At 38.7% G+C, this 21,695-nt stretch carries 21 protein-coding genes; 5 read left to right on the top strand and 16 right to left on the bottom strand.

The annotated features are described in order from the left end of the window. Nucleotides 1-833 precede the first annotated feature (833 nt). Both ACOH2D_RS12280 and ACOH2D_RS12285 read right to left on the bottom strand, forming a co-directional pair. Nucleotides 834-1,391: a GDYXXLXY domain-containing protein gene (locus tag ACOH2D_RS12280; RefSeq protein ID WP_449535414.1), complete on the bottom strand. Its 558-nt coding sequence runs from the start codon at nucleotides 1,389-1,391 to the stop codon at nucleotides 834-836. A gap of 10 nt (nucleotides 1,392-1,401) precedes the next feature. Beyond that, a complete protein-coding gene (locus ACOH2D_RS12285) occupies nucleotides 1,402-2,685 on the bottom strand; it encodes a DUF2157 domain-containing protein (protein WP_449535415.1) in 1,284 nt (427 codons plus the stop codon). A 315-nt stretch (nucleotides 2,686-3,000) separates the two neighbouring features. On the opposite strand from ACOH2D_RS12285, the gene ACOH2D_RS12290 reads away from it, so the two are divergent. Next, nucleotides 3,001-3,483, top strand: a complete 483-nt coding sequence (locus tag ACOH2D_RS12290) for a DUF4890 domain-containing protein (RefSeq protein WP_449535416.1) — start codon at nucleotides 3,001-3,003, stop codon at nucleotides 3,481-3,483. A 321-nt stretch (nucleotides 3,484-3,804) separates the two neighbouring features. On the opposite strand, the gene hemL is transcribed toward ACOH2D_RS12290, so the two are convergent. From hemL to ACOH2D_RS12310, 4 genes are read right to left on the bottom strand one after another with little or no spacing between them, the layout of a single operon-like run. Further along, entirely contained in the window at nucleotides 3,805-5,091 is a 1,287-nt protein-coding gene (gene hemL / locus ACOH2D_RS12295; protein ID WP_348035172.1) for a glutamate-1-semialdehyde 2,1-aminomutase, read from the bottom strand. Nucleotides 5,092-5,099: 8 nt separating this feature from the next. Next, entirely contained in the window at nucleotides 5,100-5,936 is an 837-nt protein-coding gene (locus tag ACOH2D_RS12300; protein WP_449535417.1) for a glucosaminidase domain-containing protein, read from the bottom strand. Between the two features lie 5 nt (nucleotides 5,937-5,941). Then, on the bottom strand, nucleotides 5,942-6,853 hold the full coding sequence (locus ACOH2D_RS12305) for a 1-aminocyclopropane-1-carboxylate deaminase/D-cysteine desulfhydrase (protein WP_449535418.1): 912 nt from the start codon (nucleotides 6,851-6,853) through the stop codon (nucleotides 5,942-5,944). Continuing rightward, nucleotides 6,850-7,182, bottom strand: coding sequence for a hypothetical protein (locus tag ACOH2D_RS12310; RefSeq protein WP_449535419.1), 333 nt, complete (start codon nucleotides 7,180-7,182; stop codon nucleotides 6,850-6,852). Before ACOH2D_RS12310 ends, ACOH2D_RS12305 begins: the two co-directional genes overlap by 4 nt. Nucleotides 7,183-7,231: 49 nt before the next feature. Here ACOH2D_RS12310 and ACOH2D_RS12315 point away from each other — a divergent pair, with 49 nt between their 5' ends. The 4 genes from ACOH2D_RS12315 (at nucleotide 7,232) to ACOH2D_RS12330 (ending at nucleotide 11,865) form a co-directional block, all read left to right on the top strand. Continuing rightward, nucleotides 7,232-7,393 carry a C1orf53 family protein gene (locus tag ACOH2D_RS12315; protein ID WP_348035168.1) on the top strand — a complete coding sequence of 54 codons (162 nt, stop codon included), beginning with the start codon at nucleotides 7,232-7,234 and terminating at the stop codon, nucleotides 7,391-7,393. 14 nt (nucleotides 7,394-7,407) lie between these two features. Then, complete coding sequence (gene hutU, locus ACOH2D_RS12320) at nucleotides 7,408-9,402, top strand: urocanate hydratase (protein ID WP_449535443.1); 1,995 nt, start codon at nucleotides 7,408-7,410, stop codon at nucleotides 9,400-9,402. A gap of 125 nt (nucleotides 9,403-9,527) precedes the next feature. Continuing rightward, nucleotides 9,528-10,067: a DUF4136 domain-containing protein gene (locus ACOH2D_RS12325; protein WP_348035167.1), complete on the top strand. Its 540-nt coding sequence runs from the start codon at nucleotides 9,528-9,530 to the stop codon at nucleotides 10,065-10,067. 127 nt (nucleotides 10,068-10,194) lie between these two features. Beyond that, complete coding sequence (locus ACOH2D_RS12330; RefSeq protein ID WP_449535420.1) at nucleotides 10,195-11,865, top strand: SulP family inorganic anion transporter; 1,671 nt, start codon at nucleotides 10,195-10,197, stop codon at nucleotides 11,863-11,865. 44 nt (nucleotides 11,866-11,909) lie between these two features. Here the strand turns inward: ACOH2D_RS12330 and ACOH2D_RS12335 are convergent, their stop codons facing one another. From ACOH2D_RS12335 to ACOH2D_RS12380, 10 genes are all read right to left on the bottom strand, one after another. Continuing rightward, nucleotides 11,910-12,149 carry a hypothetical protein gene (locus ACOH2D_RS12335; RefSeq protein WP_348038256.1) on the bottom strand — a complete coding sequence of 80 codons (240 nt, stop codon included), beginning with the start codon at nucleotides 12,147-12,149 and terminating at the stop codon, nucleotides 11,910-11,912. Between the two features lie 62 nt (nucleotides 12,150-12,211). After that, nucleotides 12,212-14,338, bottom strand: coding sequence for an alpha-ketoacid dehydrogenase subunit alpha/beta (locus tag ACOH2D_RS12340; RefSeq protein ID WP_449535421.1), 2,127 nt, complete (start codon nucleotides 14,336-14,338; stop codon nucleotides 12,212-12,214). Nucleotides 14,339-14,616: 278 nt separating this feature from the next. Beyond that, the gene (locus tag ACOH2D_RS12345; protein WP_449535422.1) at nucleotides 14,617-15,933 is read right to left on the bottom strand and encodes a dihydrolipoamide acetyltransferase family protein; all 1,317 of its coding nucleotides are present in this window, start codon (nucleotides 15,931-15,933) and stop codon (nucleotides 14,617-14,619) included. A gap of 272 nt (nucleotides 15,934-16,205) precedes the next feature. Next, nucleotides 16,206-16,820: an acyltransferase gene (locus tag ACOH2D_RS12350; RefSeq protein ID WP_449535423.1), complete on the bottom strand. Its 615-nt coding sequence runs from the start codon at nucleotides 16,818-16,820 to the stop codon at nucleotides 16,206-16,208. A gap of 61 nt (nucleotides 16,821-16,881) precedes the next feature. Further along, nucleotides 16,882-17,256 (bottom strand): four helix bundle protein, encoded by a 375-nt coding sequence (locus ACOH2D_RS12355; protein ID WP_449535424.1) that lies wholly within the window; start codon nucleotides 17,254-17,256, stop codon nucleotides 16,882-16,884. Between the two features lie 52 nt (nucleotides 17,257-17,308). Beyond that, nucleotides 17,309-18,058, bottom strand: a complete 750-nt coding sequence (locus ACOH2D_RS12360; protein ID WP_449535425.1) for an enoyl-CoA hydratase/isomerase family protein — start codon at nucleotides 18,056-18,058, stop codon at nucleotides 17,309-17,311. A gap of 102 nt (nucleotides 18,059-18,160) precedes the next feature. Continuing rightward, nucleotides 18,161-18,445: a GIY-YIG nuclease family protein gene (locus tag ACOH2D_RS12365; RefSeq protein ID WP_348062723.1), complete on the bottom strand. Its 285-nt coding sequence runs from the start codon at nucleotides 18,443-18,445 to the stop codon at nucleotides 18,161-18,163. Between the two features lie 85 nt (nucleotides 18,446-18,530). Next, entirely contained in the window at nucleotides 18,531-21,029 is a 2,499-nt protein-coding gene (gene paaZ / locus ACOH2D_RS12370) for a phenylacetic acid degradation bifunctional protein PaaZ (RefSeq protein ID WP_449535426.1), read from the bottom strand. Between the two features lie 62 nt (nucleotides 21,030-21,091). Next, the gene (locus ACOH2D_RS12375) at nucleotides 21,092-21,424 is read right to left on the bottom strand and encodes a type II toxin-antitoxin system PemK/MazF family toxin (protein WP_449535427.1); all 333 of its coding nucleotides are present in this window, start codon (nucleotides 21,422-21,424) and stop codon (nucleotides 21,092-21,094) included. Beyond that, nucleotides 21,421-21,666, bottom strand: coding sequence for a ribbon-helix-helix domain-containing protein (locus ACOH2D_RS12380; RefSeq protein WP_348036901.1), 246 nt, complete (start codon nucleotides 21,664-21,666; stop codon nucleotides 21,421-21,423). Before ACOH2D_RS12380 ends, ACOH2D_RS12375 begins: the two co-directional genes overlap by 4 nt. Nucleotides 21,667-21,695: the final 29 nt, after the last annotated feature.

Here is a 21,695-nt window from a genome sequence, read left to right on the forward strand (position 1 = left end):
CAAATTAAAGCAATGATAATTAGTCCTGTTTTTTTTATAATCAATTCCATTTTAAAATTACAATTTCACATGCCATCCGCCACAAGGAATATCACTTCCTATCATTAAAATATAAGACTATTTGCTTCAATTATAATTTAAGTAAATAGAGTGATTTGGTGTCGTATTTCATAAATCAGTTCGTTGTTGTCCGATTAAAGTTGCGTTGATCTTCTAAGAATATTGACCGATAAAGTTCTTTTAAACGTTTTTCATCCTCAATCTCCTTCATTTCTCGGTTTTTGAAAACTATTTCTAAAACATCCTAATCCATTCTAATAATGAATTTCAAGCCCATATTTTCAATTAATTACGTGTTTAGTCTTTGTTCTTGGTTCTATCAGCGGAGCGGCGGTTACTGAGCTTGTCGAAGTGTCTTAATTCTTTTCCGGACAATAGAGAAATCAATTATAACCATACATTTGTTAAAAATAATACACGAATTGTATTGGTATAACTACTTAAATCAGTGTAAATCTGCTCCATCAGCGTCATCAGTGTTCTACCAAGGAAAGGAACGCAGATAACGCTGATTTCTTATGATTAAAAAGGATAAACTATTAATATCGGGGTTTATATTTTTGAGGCCATACTAGTAAATAGAATGATTTGCTAACGTATTACAAAAATAAACCAACTATACCCAAATCAATTTTAAACACATATATACTAAAAAACAAAATACGACATTATATCATTTTAAAAACTCAACTCAGCCTTATTCAAAATACATTATCCTCTTGGAAATAGACCAAAACCGTCCCAAATAAAAAAGATTTCCTAACCTCCAACCTCTACTCCTTCTCAACATAATCCGCAATTGGAATATCATTGATAAACACATTATCCAAAACAGCTTTTCCCTTAAGAACATAAACCAAAGCATACGTATTGTTTGGCAGAGAATCTCTTTGTGCCTGAGCATGCGCTAATTCGGCGTCATAAGCTTTTGTTTCATTCATGTAAAACTCATTAAATGGAAAGGAAAAACCAACACTATTGTCAAAACGGTTGTACCAAGTGACTTTTGTTTTTAGATAGTCACCCGCTTTCGGATCATCTTTGGATACCTCTTTGACCATTGCAAAACCAAGACTATCTGTTTTAAATGTTATATAAATAGGCGCATTAGTTACCCAAGTGGTATCGTTGGTAGCCGCAAAACTTAAGTCGTAATTTAAATAAATATATTTCCCTTTAAATGGATCTGACGGATCCACAGGCTGCGTTCTGAATTTATAAGCAGTTCCGCTAGCAATGGTGTTTTCTTGATCAAGAATCATTTGAGTCGGAACAAAGAGTTGCGCCAAAACGACCACTACGAATATTGAAAATATATGGATTGATTTCATCTTCTTAATTTTAAACTTTCACAATTGATTTTTTCCTTTTGAGCATAATATAATTAGCCAAAAAGAAGCCCACTCCAACACATACAAACAGGAGGCCTCTAATGACGTAGCTCATATCCGTATCAAAAAAGCGACACACAATCAGCGCGGTAATTATGAGCAATCCATAATTAAGAATTCCGAAATGATATCTATCTGCCCCCAATTTTATCGTGACAAGCCCAAGTACCAAAACAAGAATATTTACGAATATGGCAGCGATTAAGCCATATAAGATGCCGCTGAAAAAGAACACCGTAAATATGATAAACACAAAATGAAATAAGTTAAACCCTTTTAACCTTTGTTTTGAATACGAGTAAATTAGGAGCGCCAAAGTGACACCAAATAATAACAGCATCATTAAGAACTCCTTAGATACAAATAAATCGGATCCACTATCGAAATTCCAAATCCCAATAAAGCTGCAAATCAAAAGCATCACAACCGTTCCGACAGACCCAAATATGAGGTACCCATTTCGTCTTAATTTCCGATCATCAAAAATGGGAAGCTTCCCGATATTATAAAAAAGACCAAATAAAATCACATAGTTTAAATACCCTAAGTCACCATAACGCTTTAAAAACGTCCCTAACGTAATGATAACACTTAACGGCAGCAACCAATTAAAAATGGAGGTCACATTGGCTTCCGGTTGATGCTTTAGCAATTGCAAATAATGAGGCATTACCAATGCAAGCAACAGCACATATATCCAAGGCGCTTCTGAAAGACCATTAAATCCATAACCTATACTTACCGCGTAAAAAGTCGAAAAGGCAATATGAAGCATGGCTACGGCGTTGGATTTTAATAGATAGATCAACGGCAAACACAGCAAAATCCAAATCAATACATAAGTACTTAAATCGCCAGGGATATTATAAATCTGGCTTACCAAACCAATACTGGAACCCACTGTAAAAAACAGGAATGTGCCAGACGCCTCTTTCCAGGTCCCACTTTTCTTTTTAAGAATGGCATAGCCTGCCAATACTTGTCCTAAAATCAAAGGAAATAAAGCAAGACCGGTTTTCAATGCCCGTGAAAAATAATCCCAATTATGGGCCAAAATCAGAATGATCCCCAATCCCACTAATAAGGATCCTAAAACACCAAATATTGCAAATAATTTGTTAGGCGTTTCTGATTCATGACTTTGATAATAGCCGCGAATTTTTATGGCAACTTCTTCCGAAATAACTTTATTTCTTACCAATTCTGGCAATTCGTCAACAAGTCTTGATTTCATTCGAATTAATTTTTATGTTAAATGTAATCTTTTATTTCTTATGCTTTTTTCAGATTTTCCACCGATAGATGTTTCGTTTTAAACCCCACAATTAGAGTTAAACAAAAACCTTCTAAATGAACATTTGCCAAGTAATATTAGTAAAAATGAACTTTCCACTAATTTGCTTCATTGAAATTAACTGCATTATTAAGCAGGATAATTTATCTGACTAACAATGAACAAACAATTGTTAAAATTTCCAACATCTTATCCCATCTTTAAACCATTCCTTTCACTCTCAGTCCTAGAAGTGTAACCTTTAAAAATAGAGACATGAAAAAAATAGTAATGATAATAATCGCAGTCGCAACTTTACAAGTATCTGCACAAGAACAAAAAAGAGAAGTTAGAAAACAGCGCATGGAGTCTAAAACCTCATATTCTCCTGAAGAAATGGCACAACTCCAAGCCAAAAAAATGACTTTAATTTTGGATTTAAGTGACAAACAACAAAAGGAGATGTCCGCAGTATTCTTGGAACAAGCCAAATTGAGACAAAGCAAAAAAGAGGCTTATTTAAAATCTAAGGAAAAAGCAGAAGTCAAGACTTGGTCAAAAGAAGAGCGTTTCAAAATGGCCAACGCACGATTGGATCAGCAAATTGAAATGAAGAAAAAAATGAAAAGCATTTTATCTTCAGAACAATATGAGAAATGGGGAAAAATGAATGAAAAACGTGATCAGCATAGTAAAAGATATGCCAGGCATTCTAAAAACAAAAGCCGCCAAATGACCCCAAAAGAAGTCATAAAATAAGCTTCAACAGAGCATCATTAAAAATCAAAAAGGGAATTTCTAATTGGAAACTCCCTCTTTTTTTATATGAAAATTGTTGTTTGATTAAAACATGCAGTACTCAGCGTTACCTGATGGGAATAGAGGTTTTTAAAGTTTTGTTCAACAATACACTTCTTCTATTCTTTAATACAAACGCTTATAAAAATCAATAATTGGACGGGGTCTTAAATTTTAAGCCCAATGCTTAACGCTTTACGGCACAAATCTATATTCTATGTTCTATCAACACAGTGGTCTTGATTCTTTTAGTTGACAGTATTGATTACAAATCTGTGTAAACTAAAGCGTTTTACAAACTTTATCCACTGCATTGATGGTCGCATCCAAATCTTCATAACTTAAGGCATCGCAAATAAACCAGGTTTCAAATGCACTTGGTGCGATATATACACCTTCATTCAGCATACCGTGAAAAAACTTTTTAAAGGTTTCATTATTGGCTTTTGCAGCGGTTTCAAAATCAAACACTTCATGCGCTTCAAAATGAATGGAAATCATGGATCCCATACGGTTAATGGTATGTTTAACATTATTGGCCAACAGCACTTTTTCCATCCCCTGATGTAAGTATTCTGTTTTTTCGGCTAAACGCCTAAAGACAGTTCTGTCCTTGTTCAAATGTTGCAACATGGCCAAACCTGCAGCCATTGCCAATGGATTTCCGCTTAAAGTTCCTGCTTGATATACTGGGCCAATCGGCGCCAGATAATTCATAATTTCATTTCGGGCAGCAAAAGCGCCTACTGGAAGACCGCCACCGATTACTTTTCCAAAGCAAACAATATCAGCATCCACCCCATATAATTCTTGCGCACCACCTGCCGCCAATCTAAAACCGGTCATGACCTCATCAAAAATCAACAGAATTCCATGTGCGTCACATAAAGTTCTTAGTTTATGTAAGAAATCATCTTTTGGTGGAATACAGCCCATATTTCCTGCAACAGGCTCAATGATGATACAGGCGATTTCGCCTTTGTTCGCCACTACTAATTCCGTAACGTTTGAAATATCATTATACTTTGCTAAAAGCGTGTCTTTGGCTGTTCCTTGAGTTACTCCTGGACTATTAGGTGTGCCAAATGTGATCGCACCAGAACCCGCAGCAATTAAAAATGAATCACTATGACCGTGGTAACATCCAGCAAATTTGATGATTTTGTCCTTCCCGGTAAATCCACGCGCCAAGCGCACCGCACTCATACAAGCTTCTGTACCTGAGTTGACAAATCGGATTTTATCGATATTTGGCACCATCGAAATTGCCAATTCTGCAATTTCAGTTTCTATGGCCGTGGGCATTCCGAAGGAAGTCCCTTGTTTTGCCTTTTCGATTACGGCATCGACCACGGGATCAAAAGCGTGACCAAGAATCATCGGTCCCCATGAATTGATATAATCAATGTATTTGTTGCCATCTTCATCATGCACATAAGCACCTTTGGCAGATTTCGCGAAAATTGGCGTTCCACCTACGGCACCAAATGCTCTTACAGGCGAATTGACGCCTCCTGGAATAACTTTTTCTGCCTCTTTGAATAGGCTACTACTACGTTGGTATAACATGAATAAATTTATTTTACAATGAGAATTTGACCTAACTGTAAATTACTGTTGGTCATTCCGTTGAGTTTTTGCAATTCGTTTACTGAAAGATTATAGCGTTTTGAAAGCGAATACATCGTATCACCCTTTTCAACTTTATGTGTTAAATTAGAGGTGATATCAACGTTTTTAGGTCTAGAAGACGTTTTTCCTAAAACTTCCTGATCATATTTATACAACTGAAAACGCTCAATCAAACTGATTAATTTGTCAGGATATTTTCTATCGGTAGCATAACCTGCCGCTCTTAAACCTTTTGCCCAGCCTTCGTAATCGTCAAGATCCAATTCGAATAATTTTGCATAGCGACCTCTGGAAGTTAAAAACTCTGAATGGTCATCAAACGATTGCTCGGCATGTTTATATTTTCTAAAACATTCTTGTGAGGCATCATCATCATGAAATATCTTATCGCCAGACCAGCCATGGCATTTTATTCCGAAGTGATTATTGCCTTCCACCGCCAATCGTCCTCTACCCGATCCCGATTCTAAAATTCCCTGGGCCAAAGTAATGCTCGCCGGAATTTTATGTTCTCGCATTTTTCGCTGAGCGATAAGGCTAAAATCTGCAATATAAACTTCAGTAATATTGCCACTGCTCGAAGGTTTAGGAGCCGTTACAATGGGAGCGTTATTAACAGGTTCCTCGCGTTCTTTAACGGAAGGCTCTGGTTTTTCATGTTTCTTGACAACATGCTCGGTTTTTGCTTTTTTCTTTTTGGTCGTTATCTTCTTCTTGGAACCACAACTTACAACGGTCGAGACCAACATTAAAACCATTACTATTCTTACAAAAAACTTCATATTTATTAACTAATTAAAGGCATTTGCTTTTGTTTTAAACGTTCATTCATTCCCGAAATTCCTTGTAAACCACCGGTATGTATGACCAAAATTTTTGAATGTGCGGGAAAATAACCCTTTTTCAATAAATCCATAACGCCAAACATCAACTTTCCGGTGTACACAGGGTCCAGAGGAATCTGATAATTTCGCTTAAACTGATTCATAAAACTGATTAATTCGGTATTCATTTTTGCATAACCGCCAAAATGATATTCCTTAATAAGTTGCCAGTTTAACTTTTTTGCAAACTTACTAATTTCTTCTTGTAAAAAATCACCTTTTAACGCGGGAAAACCCAGAATCTTCTGATGTGGTTTTGAGGCATTTATAATTCCAGAAATAGTGCCTCCCGTCCCAACAGAACAGCAGATATAATCATAGTCAAAATCTTCATCACTTAAAATTTCCTCACAGCCTTTGATCGCATAATCATTGGTGCCACCTTCCGGAATTAAATAGAAATCACCGAACTCATCTTTTAAATTGCTGATAAAGTCTTCTGAAGTCTTTTCTCTAAAGTCTTCCCTCGACACAAATTTGAAACGCATGCCACAGCTTTCGGCAAATTTCAAGGTCGCATTTGTATTTACTTGATCTACCAACTCCTCTCCGCGGATAACGCCAATCGTATTAAAACCGAATGCCTGACCGGCAGCGGCCACAGCAGCAATATGATTTGAAAAAGCGCCTCCAAAAGTTAATAAGCTTTGCTTATTTTCAATGCCTGCTTTCTTTAGATTGTATTTTAATTTGCGGTATTTGTTTCCCGAAATGAAGGGATGGATAAGATCTTCTCTTTTTACAGAAAGTACTTGATTAAAATTTGGACCTAGATTTAAGGTCTGATTTTCCGAAAGATGGACTTTGAAATTCATGTTTTACAAAGATATTTTAAAAAATTCCAAAATGGACGTTTTTTAAGATATTCTAAGTCCTGTTCATTTTGATAGGCCTCACGCTCAAATGAAATATTCCGATAGGCTTGATGCCAATTTTTATAATGAAGATATCGCACTAAAAACTCCAATCCATACCAGATAAAAAATGGAAGAATCAAAAGTTCCAATTGCTGCTTGAGATGAATGCGTTCATGATTTACAAAAACTCTATTATGCTTGAGATGTGCGTGTTTAACAAACACAAACGGAAATAAAGTGATGCCAGTATAACCTTTGGGAACCATATATTTTGAAACTAAAATCATGTGTATCGCATTTCAAAAATCTTTCTAATTTACACTATCTTTGTTAGATATGAAGAAAATTGTGCCAGTTGAAGAAGGCGATTATTACTTAACACCTGAGGGCTACCGTTGTTTTACCGAACAATACCATCTCAAACGTGGCTATTGTTGCGAAAGCGGCTGCAGACATTGTCCCTATGGTTTTGATAAAACTAAATTAAAAAGAAACTAATGCAAATCACCTCCATTTCTTTTAAAGATCAAATTTTAGAAGGCATCCCAAGCGTTTTACCTCCAGTGAAACCTTATGATGACACCATCAATCATGCGCCAAAACGCAAAGAAATTTTATCTGCTGAAGAAAAAAAGTTGGCCCTACAAAATGCACTCCGTTATTTTGATCCAAGTCAACATGCTGAATTACTTCCTGAATTTAAAAATGAATTAGAGACCTACGGACGGATTTATATGTACCGTTTGCGTCCCGATTATAGAATGTACGCGCGACCTTTGGATGCCTATCCTGCGCAATCCAAACAAGCGGCCGCTATCATGCTGATGATCCAAAACAATCTCGATTATGCCGTGGCACAACATCCTCATGAACTCATCACTTATGGTGGTAATGGCGCCGTGTTTTCAAACTGGGCACAGTACCGATTGACCATGAAGTATTTGGCCGAAATGAATGATGAGCAGACGCTGACCATATATTCTGGCCATCCCATGGGTTTATTCCCTAGTCATAAAGAAGCACCGAGAGTCGTGGTTACCAATGGGATGATGATTCCAAATTATTCAAAACCTGACGATTGGGAGAAATTCAACGCTTTAGGAGTTACACAATACGGACAAATGACTGCCGGAAGTTATATGTATATCGGTCCGCAAGGCATTGTGCATGGCACGACGATCACGGTTTTAAATGGTTTTAGAAAAATAAACAAATCGCCAAGAGGCAATCTATTTGTCACATCTGGATTAGGCGGGATGTCGGGAGCGCAACCTAAAGCAGGAACGATCGCTGGTTGTATAACAGTTTGCGCTGAAGTAAATCCGAAAATTACACAAGTGCGCTTGGATCAAGGTTGGATTGATGAAAAAATCACCGATTTAGATCAACTTGTAGCTCGTGTTAAAAAGGCCAAAGCCGATGAAGAAACCGTTTCCATTGCTTATTTAGGAAATATCGTTGATGTATGGGAAAAGTTTGATGAAGAAAACATACATATCGATTTAGGAAGTGACCAAACCTCACTTCACAATCCTTGGGCAGGCGGCTATTATCCCGTAGACATCTCTTTTGAAGATGCCAATACGATGATGGCAAACAATCCAGAACTCTTCAGGGAAAAAGTACAGGAAACTTTACGTCGTCATGCCAAAGCAATTAATAAGCACACCAATAAAGGCACTTACTTTTTTGATTATGGCAACGCCTTTCTTTTAGAAGCCTCGCGCGCAGGTGCTGACGTAATGTCTGATCATCCAACCTTGGGCCGTGAATTTAAATTCCCAAGTTATGTTCAGGACATTATGGGACCTATGTGTTTTGATTATGGTTTCGGACCTTTTAGATGGGTTTGCACCTCAGGAAAACCAGAAGACCTAGCAAAAACAGATGCCATTGCCTGTAAGGTTTTAGAAGAAATAAAACTCAATTCTCCCGATGAAATCCAGCAGCAAATGACTGATAACATCCAATGGATTAAAGGGGCTCAAGAAAATAAATTGGTAGTCGGTTCTCAAGCCCGAATTTTATACGCAGATGCTGAAGGCCGAATGAAAATTGCCCAAGCTTTTAATGATGCCATTGCAAAAGGAGATATCGGCTATGTGGTATTAGGTCGTGATCATCATGATGTATCAGGCACAGATTCCCCATACCGTGAAACCTCAAACATCTACGACGGCTCGCGCTTTACGGCAGATATGGCCATCCAAAACGTCATCGGAGATAGCTTCAGAGGCGCCACTTGGGTAAGCATTCACAATGGCGGCGGCGTTGGCTGGGGCGAGGTTATTAATGGTGGATTTGGTATGATTCTTGATGGTACTAAAGGCGCCGAACGACGTTTAAAGTCCATGCTTTTTTGGGATGTTAACAATGGTATTTCAAGACGTAGTTGGGCAAGAAATGAAGGCGCCATTTTCGCAATAAAACGCGCCATGGCAATTGAACCCAATTTAAAGGTCACAATTCCAAATCTAGTGGATATAGATTTATTGAACTCATTATAAAACTAAATAAAAATGCTATGAAAAATTTGAAAAATTTTCACGAACACCTAAACAATATATGCGGCGTGAGTAAAAAATTAAAAAATGTTTATGAGTACCTTAATCTAAGCACCTTTAGCACAAGAATGATTAAAGCAATTCCAGTTTTGATGCTGTTTGTTTTAATCGCTTCTTGCAGCTCCGTAAGGGTTGCTACAGATTATGACAAGAATGCAGATTTCAACCAATACAAAACCTTTGCTTTTTTCAAATCGGGTATTGACAAGGCTGAAATTAGTGATCTTGACAAACGTCGTATCTTAAGAGCGATAGAAACTGAATTGCTGGCGAAAGGGTTTACAAAATCTGAAAACCCAGACCTTCTGGTCAGTATTTTTACAAAATCCCGTGAAAAAGTCAATGTTTATAACAATAGCTTAGGCTACGGTCCTTATGGATACGGATGGGGTTGGAGTCCGTATTACTGGAATGCTGGATATAGCAATGTATCTACCTCAACTGAAGGAACCCTTTATGTGGATTTAATAGATGCCAAGAAAAAAGAATTGGTATGGCAAGGTATGGGAATTGGCTATTTAACCCAAAGTACAAACAAGAAAGAAGAGCGCATTAATGAATTTGTGGCTAAAATCATGGAGAAATATCCTCCAGGAATGTCGAAATAAGAAAATTCAACAGAAAAAATCAAAGCATCAATCCTCAAGATTGATGTTTTTTTTATAGTTAAAATAGCCAACAAAAGCAGTGCTCTTTTCAAATACTTTATCTTTACCCCTCTTAATTCAGAAAGTAATGCACGCAGGTCAAGCCTTTAGAACCTATTTCACTCAAAATCCAAAAAACGATATTCTCGCTGGTATAACCGTATCACTAGCCATGGTTCCAGAAGTGGTCGCCTTCGCTTTTGTGGCGCAAATTGACCCTTTAGTGGCATTGTCAGGGGCCTTCATCGTTGGTTTAATTGCTGGAATTTTCGGTGGCCGCCCTGGATTAGTCACGGGTGCTGCCGGTGCCGTAGCCGTTATTTTTGTGAATCTTATTTCAGAAGGACATTCCAAAGGCCTATTGTTCGACACACCTGTTGACAATATGGGTTACTTTTATTTATTGGCGGCGGTTATATTAATGGGATTAATTCAAATGGGCGCTGGTGTTTTAAAACTTGGCCGGTTTGTGCGTTTGATTCCGCATTCTGTGATGATGGGTTTTGTCAACGGATTGGCCATTGTTATTTTTCTGGCACAAGTCCGCATGTTTTCTCATAAAGAATTGGAAATAGGTGCTGATGGCTTAAAAAAATATATAAACGTTCCAATGCAGGGATCTGAGTTATATACCATGCTTGGCCTCGTAGGACTTACGATGGCCATCATTTGGTTGCTTCCCAAACTAACTACTAAAATCCCTGCAGCCTTAACCGCAATTCTCATTACCACCGGAGTCGTTGTTTTTAGTGGTCTCGATGTAAGCACCGTTGGTTCGTATATTATAGAAGGTGGTGGCGAAGGGCTGAAAGGCGAATTCCCTACCCCAAACATGGGACTTTGGCAAAACTTACCGTTCAATTTTGATACGCTCAAATTTATTCTGCCTTATGCCTTTTTAGCGGCATCCGTAGGCCTTATTGAATCTTTATTGACCATGAATTTGGTGGACGAACTCACAGATACGCGAGGCGACGGGAATAGAGAATGTGTAGCCCAAGGGGCTGGAAATATTTTAAGCGGCTTATTTGGCGGTACTGGAGGATGTGGTATGATCGGTCAAACTGTAATTAATCTTAATGCGGGTGGTAGAGGGCGATTATCAGGCATTATGATGGCATTATCTTTATTGACCTTTATTTTATTTACAGATAAATATATCGAACAAGTGCCCATTGCTGCTTTAATAGGCGTGATGTTTATGATGGTTCTTCAAACATTTGCTTGGTCAAGTTTCAGGATTATGAGAAAAATCCCTGTTCCAGATGCGGTCGTGCTGGTCACGGTGTCTGCCGTAACTGTCATATTTGATCTTGCCATTGCTGTATTTATTGGTGTTATTTTGTCTGCGCTTGTATTTGCATGGAAAAATGCGATAATGATTAGAGCACGTAAACGCATCAAAGAAGACGGCACAAAAATTTATGAAATATGGGGCCCGTTATTTTTTGGTTCCATTCAAAATTTCAATGAAAAGTTTGACATTAATGAAGATCCTCAAAACATCGAAATAGATTTTGTAGAATCACGTGTGAGTGATCACTCAGCTATTGAAGCTATTTTTAATTTGGTCAATAAATATGAAGCTGAAGGAAAATCCATTAAGCTGAAACATCTTAATGAAGACTCCAAAACCTTACTCTATAAAGCACATCCTAAGTTTAAAGATGTAATTATTGAAACTGTTGATGACCCACGCTATTATTTAGCTGAAGACCCTGAGAAGTTCACAAAACCGCTTTCAGAATATCGTTTATAAAACAAAAACGACTCTTTACAGAGTCGTTTTTGTTTTGAATTTAATTATTCATTATCTTTTGTTTTCTTCTTGATCTTGACATCGCCATCACTATCGGTCTTGATTTTCACCTTTTTATCGTCAGTTTCCATTTTTATCTTATCACCATCTCTTTTCACTTTGACTTCGGCACCTTGATCATTCATCTCCTTGATAACTTTTTCTTTTTCTGTTTGCTCTCTACATGATGTAAAAGACAGAGATAAGAAAAGAGCCATAATCGTCATAAAAATTACTTTTTTCATAATACTGAGTTTTAATGTTCACTGTAAAACTACTAAGTATCAAGACGTAACTTTAACTCTAATCAGTAATTGAGTAACTCATTTATTTTCAATTTTACCTTCTCCGTTGAGGGAATCATCGTTTCCTCTAATATGGAATTCAGCGGAATCGCAGGCATATTCTCACTACCAATAGTCATTACGGGCGCATCTAAAAACCTAAAACATTCCTCTTGAATTTTACCTGCCAACGCTCTAGCAAAAGAATTATTGGAAGGTTCTTCCGTGACGACCAGACATTTTCCTGTTTTTTTGACCGATTTCATAATGGTATCCTCATCTAAAGGAAATAAGGTCCGCAAATCTATGATTTCGATTTGGTCTCGCATGTCCATTTCCCCCGAAGCATTATACGCCCAATGGACGCCCATGCCATAAGTGACAATGGTTAAGGTTTCGACATTTTCTTGCTTCCAGATTTCTTGTAAAACCCAAGCCTTTCCAAATGGCAATACGTAATCTTCTGCCGGCTCAACCGAAGTCGCCCCTTTAGTTCCTGGCACTTTACTCCAATACAAACCTTTATGCTCCAAAATAATCACAGGATTTGGATCGTAATACGCCGCTTTCATCAAGCCTTTTAAATCAGCACCATTACTTGGATAGGCGATTTTTATCCCTCTGATGTTCGTTACAATACTTTCCACTGAAGACGAATGGTAAGGGCCACCACTGCCATAAGCACCAATCGGCACCCGAAGAATCATGCTTACTGGCCATTTTCCGTTGGATAAATAACAGCTCCTACTGACTTCCGTAAACAATTGATTCAGTCCTGGCCAAATATAATCGGCAAACTGAACCTCAACGATTGGCTTTAATCCAACTGCGCTCATGCCTACCGTCGAGCCCACGATAAAGGCTTCTTGAATGGGCGTATTGAACACGCGATCATCCCCAAACTTTTGGGCCAAGGTTGCTGCTTCCCTAAATACGCCTCCTAGCCTTGCACCAACATCCTGTCCGTATAACAAACATTCTTTGTGTTTGGCCATTAATTCTTCTACGGCAAATAAGGCACAATCTACCATTACGACTTTCTCGGCACCTTTTGGGGTGCGTTCGCCTTTTTCTTCCGTGATTGGTGTGGGCGCAAAATCGTGCGTGAATAGATCCTGTGGTTTGGGGTCTTCGGCTTGCAGAGACAGATGATAATCTGTCTCTACGGTTGCTCTGCATTCCTTTTCTATGGATTCGATTTCTTCCACAGAAAATCCATGATCCAACATCTGTTGTTTCAATACTGGATAAGGATCCCGTGATCGTGCTTCTTCCAAATCATCACGATACCATTCCATTCGTACGCCAGAGGTATGATGATTTAACAAAGGTACTTTTGCATGAATCAAAAATGGTCGGCGTTCTTTACGAATGGTGGCAATGACTTTTTCAACGGCCTCATAGCTTTCTATAAAATTGGCACCATCAATTGTGATAGCTTCCAAGCCTTTGAATCCTTTAGCATATTCAAAAGCATCTTGTGCTCTAATCTCTTCAGCATTGGCCGAAATATCCCAACCATTATCTTGCACCAAATACAAAATGGGCAACTTTTTCAAGACGGCCATCTGAAAAGCTTCTGCGACTTCTCCTTCAGTAACCGAGGCATCGCCTAAAGAACACACTACAATGGGTGCATTACCGCGAAGGCGGGAATCTCGTGAATGAACAGACGCATCGTAATCGATTTCAAAATTTTCTTTAGTGCTGTTATCATCTTCAGAGAAAGTAATACTTTCGCGGTACTTAAAACCCAAGGCAACTCCCGTAGCAGGAATTGCTTGCATTCCGGTGGCAGACGATTGGTGCGGAATTTTTGGCTTGTCGATATCTCTCAAACTCGGATGCGCATAATAAGTACGCCCGCCAGAAAACGGGTCGTCTTTTTTAGCTAATAATTGCAACATCAAATCGTAAGGTTTTAATCCAAAGGCTAATATCATCGCATCATCTCTATAATATGGAAACGCATAGTCCTGTGGCAATAGTTGCATTCCGAGTGCAATCTGAATCGACTCATGACCTCTTGAAGTGGCGTGCACGTATTTGGACACTTGCTTAAAATTGGCTTCGTACAACTCGGCCATGGCTTTGGCGGTACAAAGGTTTGCGAATGCTTTATGTAAAATTTCTTTGGTTATATTACTCATGATTTATTTTTTGGGCGTTCGGGCGGGCTTTCCGTTACAAGTCCTCGCTTCGCTGTGGGCTTTTCACTGCAATCCCTAACGCAGCGTTATCAAGAATTCCTATTTTTAAAAATAAGCTTGGATTCGTAATCCCTAACGCAGCGTTATCAAGAATTCCTATTTTTAAAAATGAAATTGGATTCGTAATCCCTAACGTAAATGGGATTCAGACCTGACAGGTTTTCCTACTTCGCTGAAACTTCGGCGGACAAGTAGAAACCTGTCAGGTCTTATCATCACTATATGTTTCTACTAATATCAAACTGTTCAAAATAATCGGCAACCCGACGCACAAAACTCCCTCCTAAAAAACCATCAACGACGCGATGGTCAAAAGACAGCGAGAGATACATCATGCTTCTAATTGCAATTTCATCGCCTTTGTCGGTTTCAATGACTTCGGGACGTTTTTTAATAATTCCTAAGGCCAAAATGGCCACTTCGGGTTGATTGATAATGGGCGTTCCCATGACACTTCCAAAAGTTCCTACGTTTGATATTGTAAAGGTGCTGCCTTTAATGTCGTCGCCTCCTAATCTATTTTCTCTTGCTTTTGCTGCTAATTCATTGACATTTTCGGCTAAAGCTTTTAAATCTTTGGTGTCTGCGTTTTTTACCACTGGAACTATTAAGTTTCCACTCGGCAAAGCGGTGGCCATTCCGATATTGATATCCTCTTTTAAGATGATGTTATTACCATCCACAGAGGCATTGATATTTGGAAAATCCTTGACTGCTTTGGCGACTGCTTCCACAAATAATGGTGTAAACGTTAAGCGTTCCCCATATTTTTCTTGAAATGCATCTTTATTGGCATTTCGCCAATTGACCATATTGGTCATATCGGCCTCCACATACGCCGTAACATGTGGCGAGGTATGTTTGGAATACACCATGTGATCGGCAATCATTTGGCGCATGCGGTCCATTTCAATGATTTTACCTTTGCCTTTATCGAAACTCAGTTGTGGAATTCGATAGGCTGTTGGGTCTTGAATTATAGGTTGCGCAAATTTGTACGGTCGTCCGTCTTCAATATAACTAAATAGATCGCTTTTACGGAGTCTGCCTTCGTTTCCTGTGGCAGGGATTCGTGCTAATTCTTCAAAACTGATGTGCTGTTCTTTGGCAATGGCAATGATTAATGGCGAGAAGAAAGTATTTGAAGTTGAAAATGAACTCGAAGTTGAAACTGAAGCTGTTGGCTTTGGTTTGGAAACATTCTTTTTCTCTTGATGTGATTTCTCACTAGCGTTCGAAATGACAACTTCCTTTTTTGGAGACGTCGCCTCTTCAGAAACTTCCAAGATAGCCATCACTTGTCCAACGGGAACAACATCTTTAGCTTTGCACATGGTTTTTACCAACTTTCCAGATACTGGCGCTGGGACTTCATTATCGACCTTATCAGTTCCTACTTCCAAAATGATGTCGCCTTCTTCAAACGAATCGCCTTCGTTGATGAGCCAGTTGATGATGGTTCCTTCGGTTATTGATTCGCCCATTTTGGGCATTTTTAATTCCCACGAAAGTGGGAATCTCTCTTCTTTACTCATTTTCTTTATTTTTGAACCTGAAAGTTTTAAAATATCAGTGCTTATGAAACTTTTATGAATATGATGACTTTTGCGTTAAGGATTACTCGTTCACTATTATTTTAATAAGAAGTGCTCGTGAATGCTTCGCATTTGCAGCGACATCCTTTTTTGTTTTTCACAAAAAAGATATAGCGGAAAGCCTGACCCTTTAGGGTAACGCCCAACTACTTCAACTTATGTTCTTTATCCTTTTCTTGTATGTAATGCGTCGTACACTCATAATTCAGCATTTAATCACGAGATTCCTGCTTGCGCAGGAAGTAATCCCTCAAAGTATCATAAACGCCTTCCTGCATTTTCATATGCTCAGGCACTTCCCTCAACGGCTCCACTTCCCTTAAACTTTCATGACAATCGGCAGGTAATTGCTGATAAAGCTGGGTGCCTTTGGTTTTCCATGCGATCATCTCATCACTGACTTCTTTAATCACTTTTGCCGGATTGCCAACGACCAAACTTCGATTTGGAATAATGGTTTCGGCTTTGACAAATGACATAGCTCCGACGATGCTTTCATCGCCAATTTCGGCATCATCCATGATGACGGAATTCATTCCAATCAAACAATTTCTACCTAAATTAGCACCATGAATAATCGCGCCATGCCCAACATGGGCACCTTCTTTTAGAGTAATCGATTTCCCAGGAAACATGTGCACCGTACAGTTTTCCTGAACGTTGACGCCATCTTCTAAAATAATCTGTCCCCAATCGCCGCGAATCGCCGCTCCAGGGCCTATATAACAGTTTTTCCCGATGATGACATTGCCCGTGACGGCTGCCAAGGGATGCACGAAACTGGATTCGTGGATGACCGGGGTGTAACCTTGGAATGAATAAATCATAACGAACAGTTGATTAGAGGGTAGTTTTTAGAGGGTAGATGTGAGAGAATTGATTCATAGTTTATTTATTTTTATTTGCTAAATGTTTCATTAAGGATGCTATCATTTTATTTATTTCGACAAGAAGTGCTCGATTCTCTTCACGCTGTTCAAAGGTTATATAATTTCGTAAATGTGCCTTGGTTGCTGCTGCGACGCATTCACGAGAACTATCTCTTGCAATTCTCAAGTAATTTAGAAAACCTGCATCTGAACTACCTGAACCTTCAGCAATATTGAATGCAATGGAATCCGCTGCTCGGGCAAACTGTGCTGACAATCTATAATCTTCAATTTTAGGAAAACCATTAAGTTGTTCATGAACCAATTCGCCATATTCGATAGCCTTTTGATACACTTTCAAATCCTCAAAATTAAAATGATATTTACTTTCCATCCTAAATTTAATTTTTAGCTTGCCTATCTAACAACTACCCTCTACCCTCTAATCACTTATACTCCTTAAGTTTCTCCTTCGTAAACTCACTCAACACCAATCGCCCGCTAATTTTAGCACGTTGCGCCAATAACTGATCCCAATCTTCAGTGCCACGCCAGAACATGGTTTTCATTTCAGCCATTGCTCTTGGATTGTAAGTGCATAAACCTTCGGCAAATGTGGTTACCGCGTCATCCAATGCTTCCACCGAATCAAATACATGGGTATACAATCCTTTTTGCATGGCCCATTCGGCAGTATAAAAGGTATTGGCATCCATGGCAATTTGCGACATGCCACTCAATCCCAATTTGCGTTGAACCGCCGGACCAACCACAAACGGACCGATACCAATATTGAGTTCGCTTAACTTGATTTGGGCGAATTTAGTGGCCATACAATAATCGGTTGCTGCTGCCAAACCTACGCCGCCGCCAACAGTTTTTCCTTGAATGCGACCGATGATGAATTTTGGACATTTGCGCATCGCATTAATGACATTGGCAAAGCCTGAAAAGAATATTTTACCGGTTTCTTCATCGTTGATGTCAATGAGTTCGTTGAAACTTGCGCCAGCACAAAAGGTGCGCTCGCCTCCACTTTGAAGCACGATCACTTTAATATTGGTGTCTTCTCCAGCAGCCGTGATAGTTCTTGCTAATTCAGACAAGATATTGCCGGGCAATGAATTTTGTGCAGGATGGTAGAATTCAATGTATCCTACTCCGTTTTTATTTTTTATTGATACGTATGGGTTCATGTTTACTTTCCGCGAAAGCGGAAATCTTTTAATGGTTAAACTTTATTTTATTAAAATTCCTTATCCTGAGTAATATCCAACTGAATCCTCTTAGAATCACACTTATAAATCGTGATATAAATCCCTCCACTCTGGATTAGAACTTTCAATCAACTCAACTTTCCACGCCCTATTCCATTTTTTCAATTGTCTTTCTCTCAACATAGCATTATCCTTTACTTCATGATTTTCAAAATAAACGAGTTTATCTAAATTGTATCTTGCTGAAAAAGTATTGGGATGAACTTTCTTTTTATGTTGATATATCCTAGTCTTTAATCGTTTAGTCTCTCCGATGTACAGAACGCCATTTGGTTTATTCGTCATTATATAAACGCTCCATGTCATATTTATTTCTATAAAAACAGCAAACTCATTAATTAGATTTTATTTAAGAGACACCCGATTTCTCGGGCGCTTTGAACAGTTTGGGCTACAAAAGCCCAAACTGTTCAAAGTGATGATTAAGGTGTTTCCTCTCTAACAAATAAGATTCATATTTGTTAAGTTCTCCAAACACCAAGTTTTTCAATTTAGCATCTGGGTGCTCTTTGAAATACACCACATACTTTTCTCTTTGTTCGTTGAACTTTGCTTTTGCCGTTTCCAAATCAGGATATTTTAAATCAAATAGCTTGTCTTTCTCGAGCGATGGGAATTTAGAATTTCGTGGAAATTTCTCATAGTTATAAAGACTTGCATGGACTTTTTCCAAAATCTTTTCTGGTGTTGCCACTTCAAAATCCTGAATCTCGCCTGAAGCTATTTTATAGGTGTATTCCAAATGCTCCAACATGTGCTGTGGCGTCATAATGCCCCAATTTGGCTTCATATCTGGAGTTAATTTTGAAAGATATTCCTCAATTTTCTCATCCGTCATTTCAACAAAAGTTTCTTGTTTTTTCTGAACCATGGTTAAGACTGTAGCTACGGCTACCAATTCGTCCGTGGCATCAAAAATTTCAACAAACCATTTGACGATGCCACTTGGGTGTTCTGCGGAAGCGACATCTCTATCTGCTTTTTGCTTACAAGTCAATCTTACATATATGGTGTCATTATGATATAATGGCCGCAGGAAACGGCAGTCTTCCAATCCATAATTGGCGGCCACAGGACCTTTATTAGGATAGACAAACAATCCGGCGGCTGCAGCAATGATCAAATACCCATGAGCAGTTCGCTTTTCAAAAATGCTCCCGTCTAAAGAGGTCGTGTCGGTATGGGCATAGAAATGATCCCAAGTAAGGTTTGAAAAATTGATAATGTCCGTATCTGTCAAGGTACGCTTATGGGTTTTTAGTGACATTCCTGGTTGGATATCTTCCCAATGGTATTTGAATGGATGCTGTTCAGCTTCTTTATATTTTGCATTAGCTTGATAAATGCCTGTGATTTCTGTTAAGGTTGTTGGCGTCCCTTGAATAGCGGTGCGTTGTAAATAGTGTTTGATACCACGTACGCCACCCATTTCCTCTCCACCTCCAGCACGTCCGGGACCGCCATGAACCAAGTTTGGCAAGGGCGAACCATGGCCGGTACTTTCTTTGGCCATCTCACGGTTGATGACTAAAATCCGTCCGTGATGACTGGCGGCATTGATGACATAATCTTTCGCAATTTTATCGTTATAAGTAGCAATGGAGGATACTAACGATCCTTTCCCCATTTGCGCCAACAAGATGGCTTCCTCTAAATTTTTATAAGGCATTATGGTACTTACGGGGCCAAAAGCTTCAGTTTCATGAACTGCTAAGTTTTTGAACGGATGATCTTCTCGTAGCAAAATCGGACTTAAAAACGCCCCTTTTTTTGCATCAGCTCCGATGGTTTCGATTTTATCTAAATCGCCATAAACGATACTTGCCGTTTTAGCCAATTCCTGAACGCGATCTCTCACTTCAGCGGCTTGATCTTTACTTATCAAAGCACCCATGCGGACTTCTTTGAGACGTGGATCGCCAATAGTGACTTTATCTAAGGCCATTCCCAATGCAATTTGAACGTCTTCAACAAGATTCTCTGGCACAATCACTCTGCGGATGGCAGTACATTTTTGTCCACATTTCACGGTCATTTCGTTACGAACTTCCTTAATGAACAAGTCGAATTCTGGAGTTCCAGGAATGGCATCTTCTCCTAAAACAGAAGCATTGAGCGAATCCGCTTCCATATTGAATGGCACAGATTCTTCAATGATTCGTTTATGGGATTTTAAAAGTTGACCTGTAGTAGCGGAACCCGTGAAGGTTACGACATCTTGAGATTCGACGGTATCTAAAATAGTTCTAGCGGAACCTGTAATTAATTGTAATGCACCTTCTGGCAATATTCCAGAGGCGATGACTTCACGCACGACCGCCTCTGTCAAAAAAGAACCATTTGTTGCAGGTTTTACCACTGCAGGAACGCCAGCCATCCAATTGGTAGCGCATTTTTCCAACATGCCCCAAACCGGGAAATTAAAGGCATTAATATGAATAGCCACGCCTCGTTTTGGCACCATAATATGATGTGCCATAAAGCGTCCGCCACGTGATAAATCAATAGGTTCGCCTTCTACGTGATACGATTGATTAGGGAATAATTTTCTTAAAGATGCATTAGCGAAAAGGTTACCAAATCCGCCTTCAATATCGATCCAACTATCTACTCTGGTAGCGCCTGTTCTATAACTTAATTCATAAAAAGCTTCTTTTCTTTTGACCAGATATAAGGCCAAGCTCTTTAACATATTTCCACGTTCCTGAAAGGTCATATTGCGAAGGATTTGACCACCTACGGTTCTTCCATAATGAAGAATTTCGGCGAAATCCAAACCTTCGGTATCTGAAAGTGCTACGACTTCTCCAGTAACAGAGTCAAACATAGGAACACCTTCTCCTTTACCTTCTAGCCATTGTCCTGTGACGTAATTTTGTATTTTTTTCATTCTATTCTTTTATTTTTCAACAAAGGAGATTGTAGTAACCATTACACTTTTAATAGTAAAGGTCACAATCTCAAAATATCATCAAGGGTTTCTTTTATTTTTGAAACATCTTCTGCGGAAGCTGTTCCTATCCTTTTCTTGAACCGTAGTTTTGATAGTGTTCTAATTTGAAACACTAAGACTTCTGATGTCACTTCTAAACCATTGGTTTTGTTTGGTTTTAAAATAGGATGACCCTTATAACCCTTTAACGAACTTGTCAACGGACAGATAATCGCTAAATCAGAATTCGCATTCATCAAATTGCCGCTAATAACAATAGCAGGCCTATTTCCAGCTTGTTCGTTTCCTTTAATAGGATCGAGATATACATTCCATATTTCCCCTTGTCTCATTGCTTCTCGAGTTCCTTTAAAATTCGCATATAATCTTCCAAACCTTCTTCAGCAAGTGAAAGCATTTCTGGATCCTTTGCAGCACGTTGAAACGACTTGGCGTACTCAGCGCGCTTTATTTGGTCCAAATAATATTCCAATGCCTTCTCTATAATTTTATTCTTTGGAAGCTTTAACTTTTTTGCTGTCTCAGCGAGATCTTCCAGCAATTTATCTGGTAATGATGATGTGAATGTTGCCATTTTATATTTATTTATTATAAATATAATCA

The sequence above is a fragment of the Gelidibacter sp. genome (assembly GCF_053579655.1).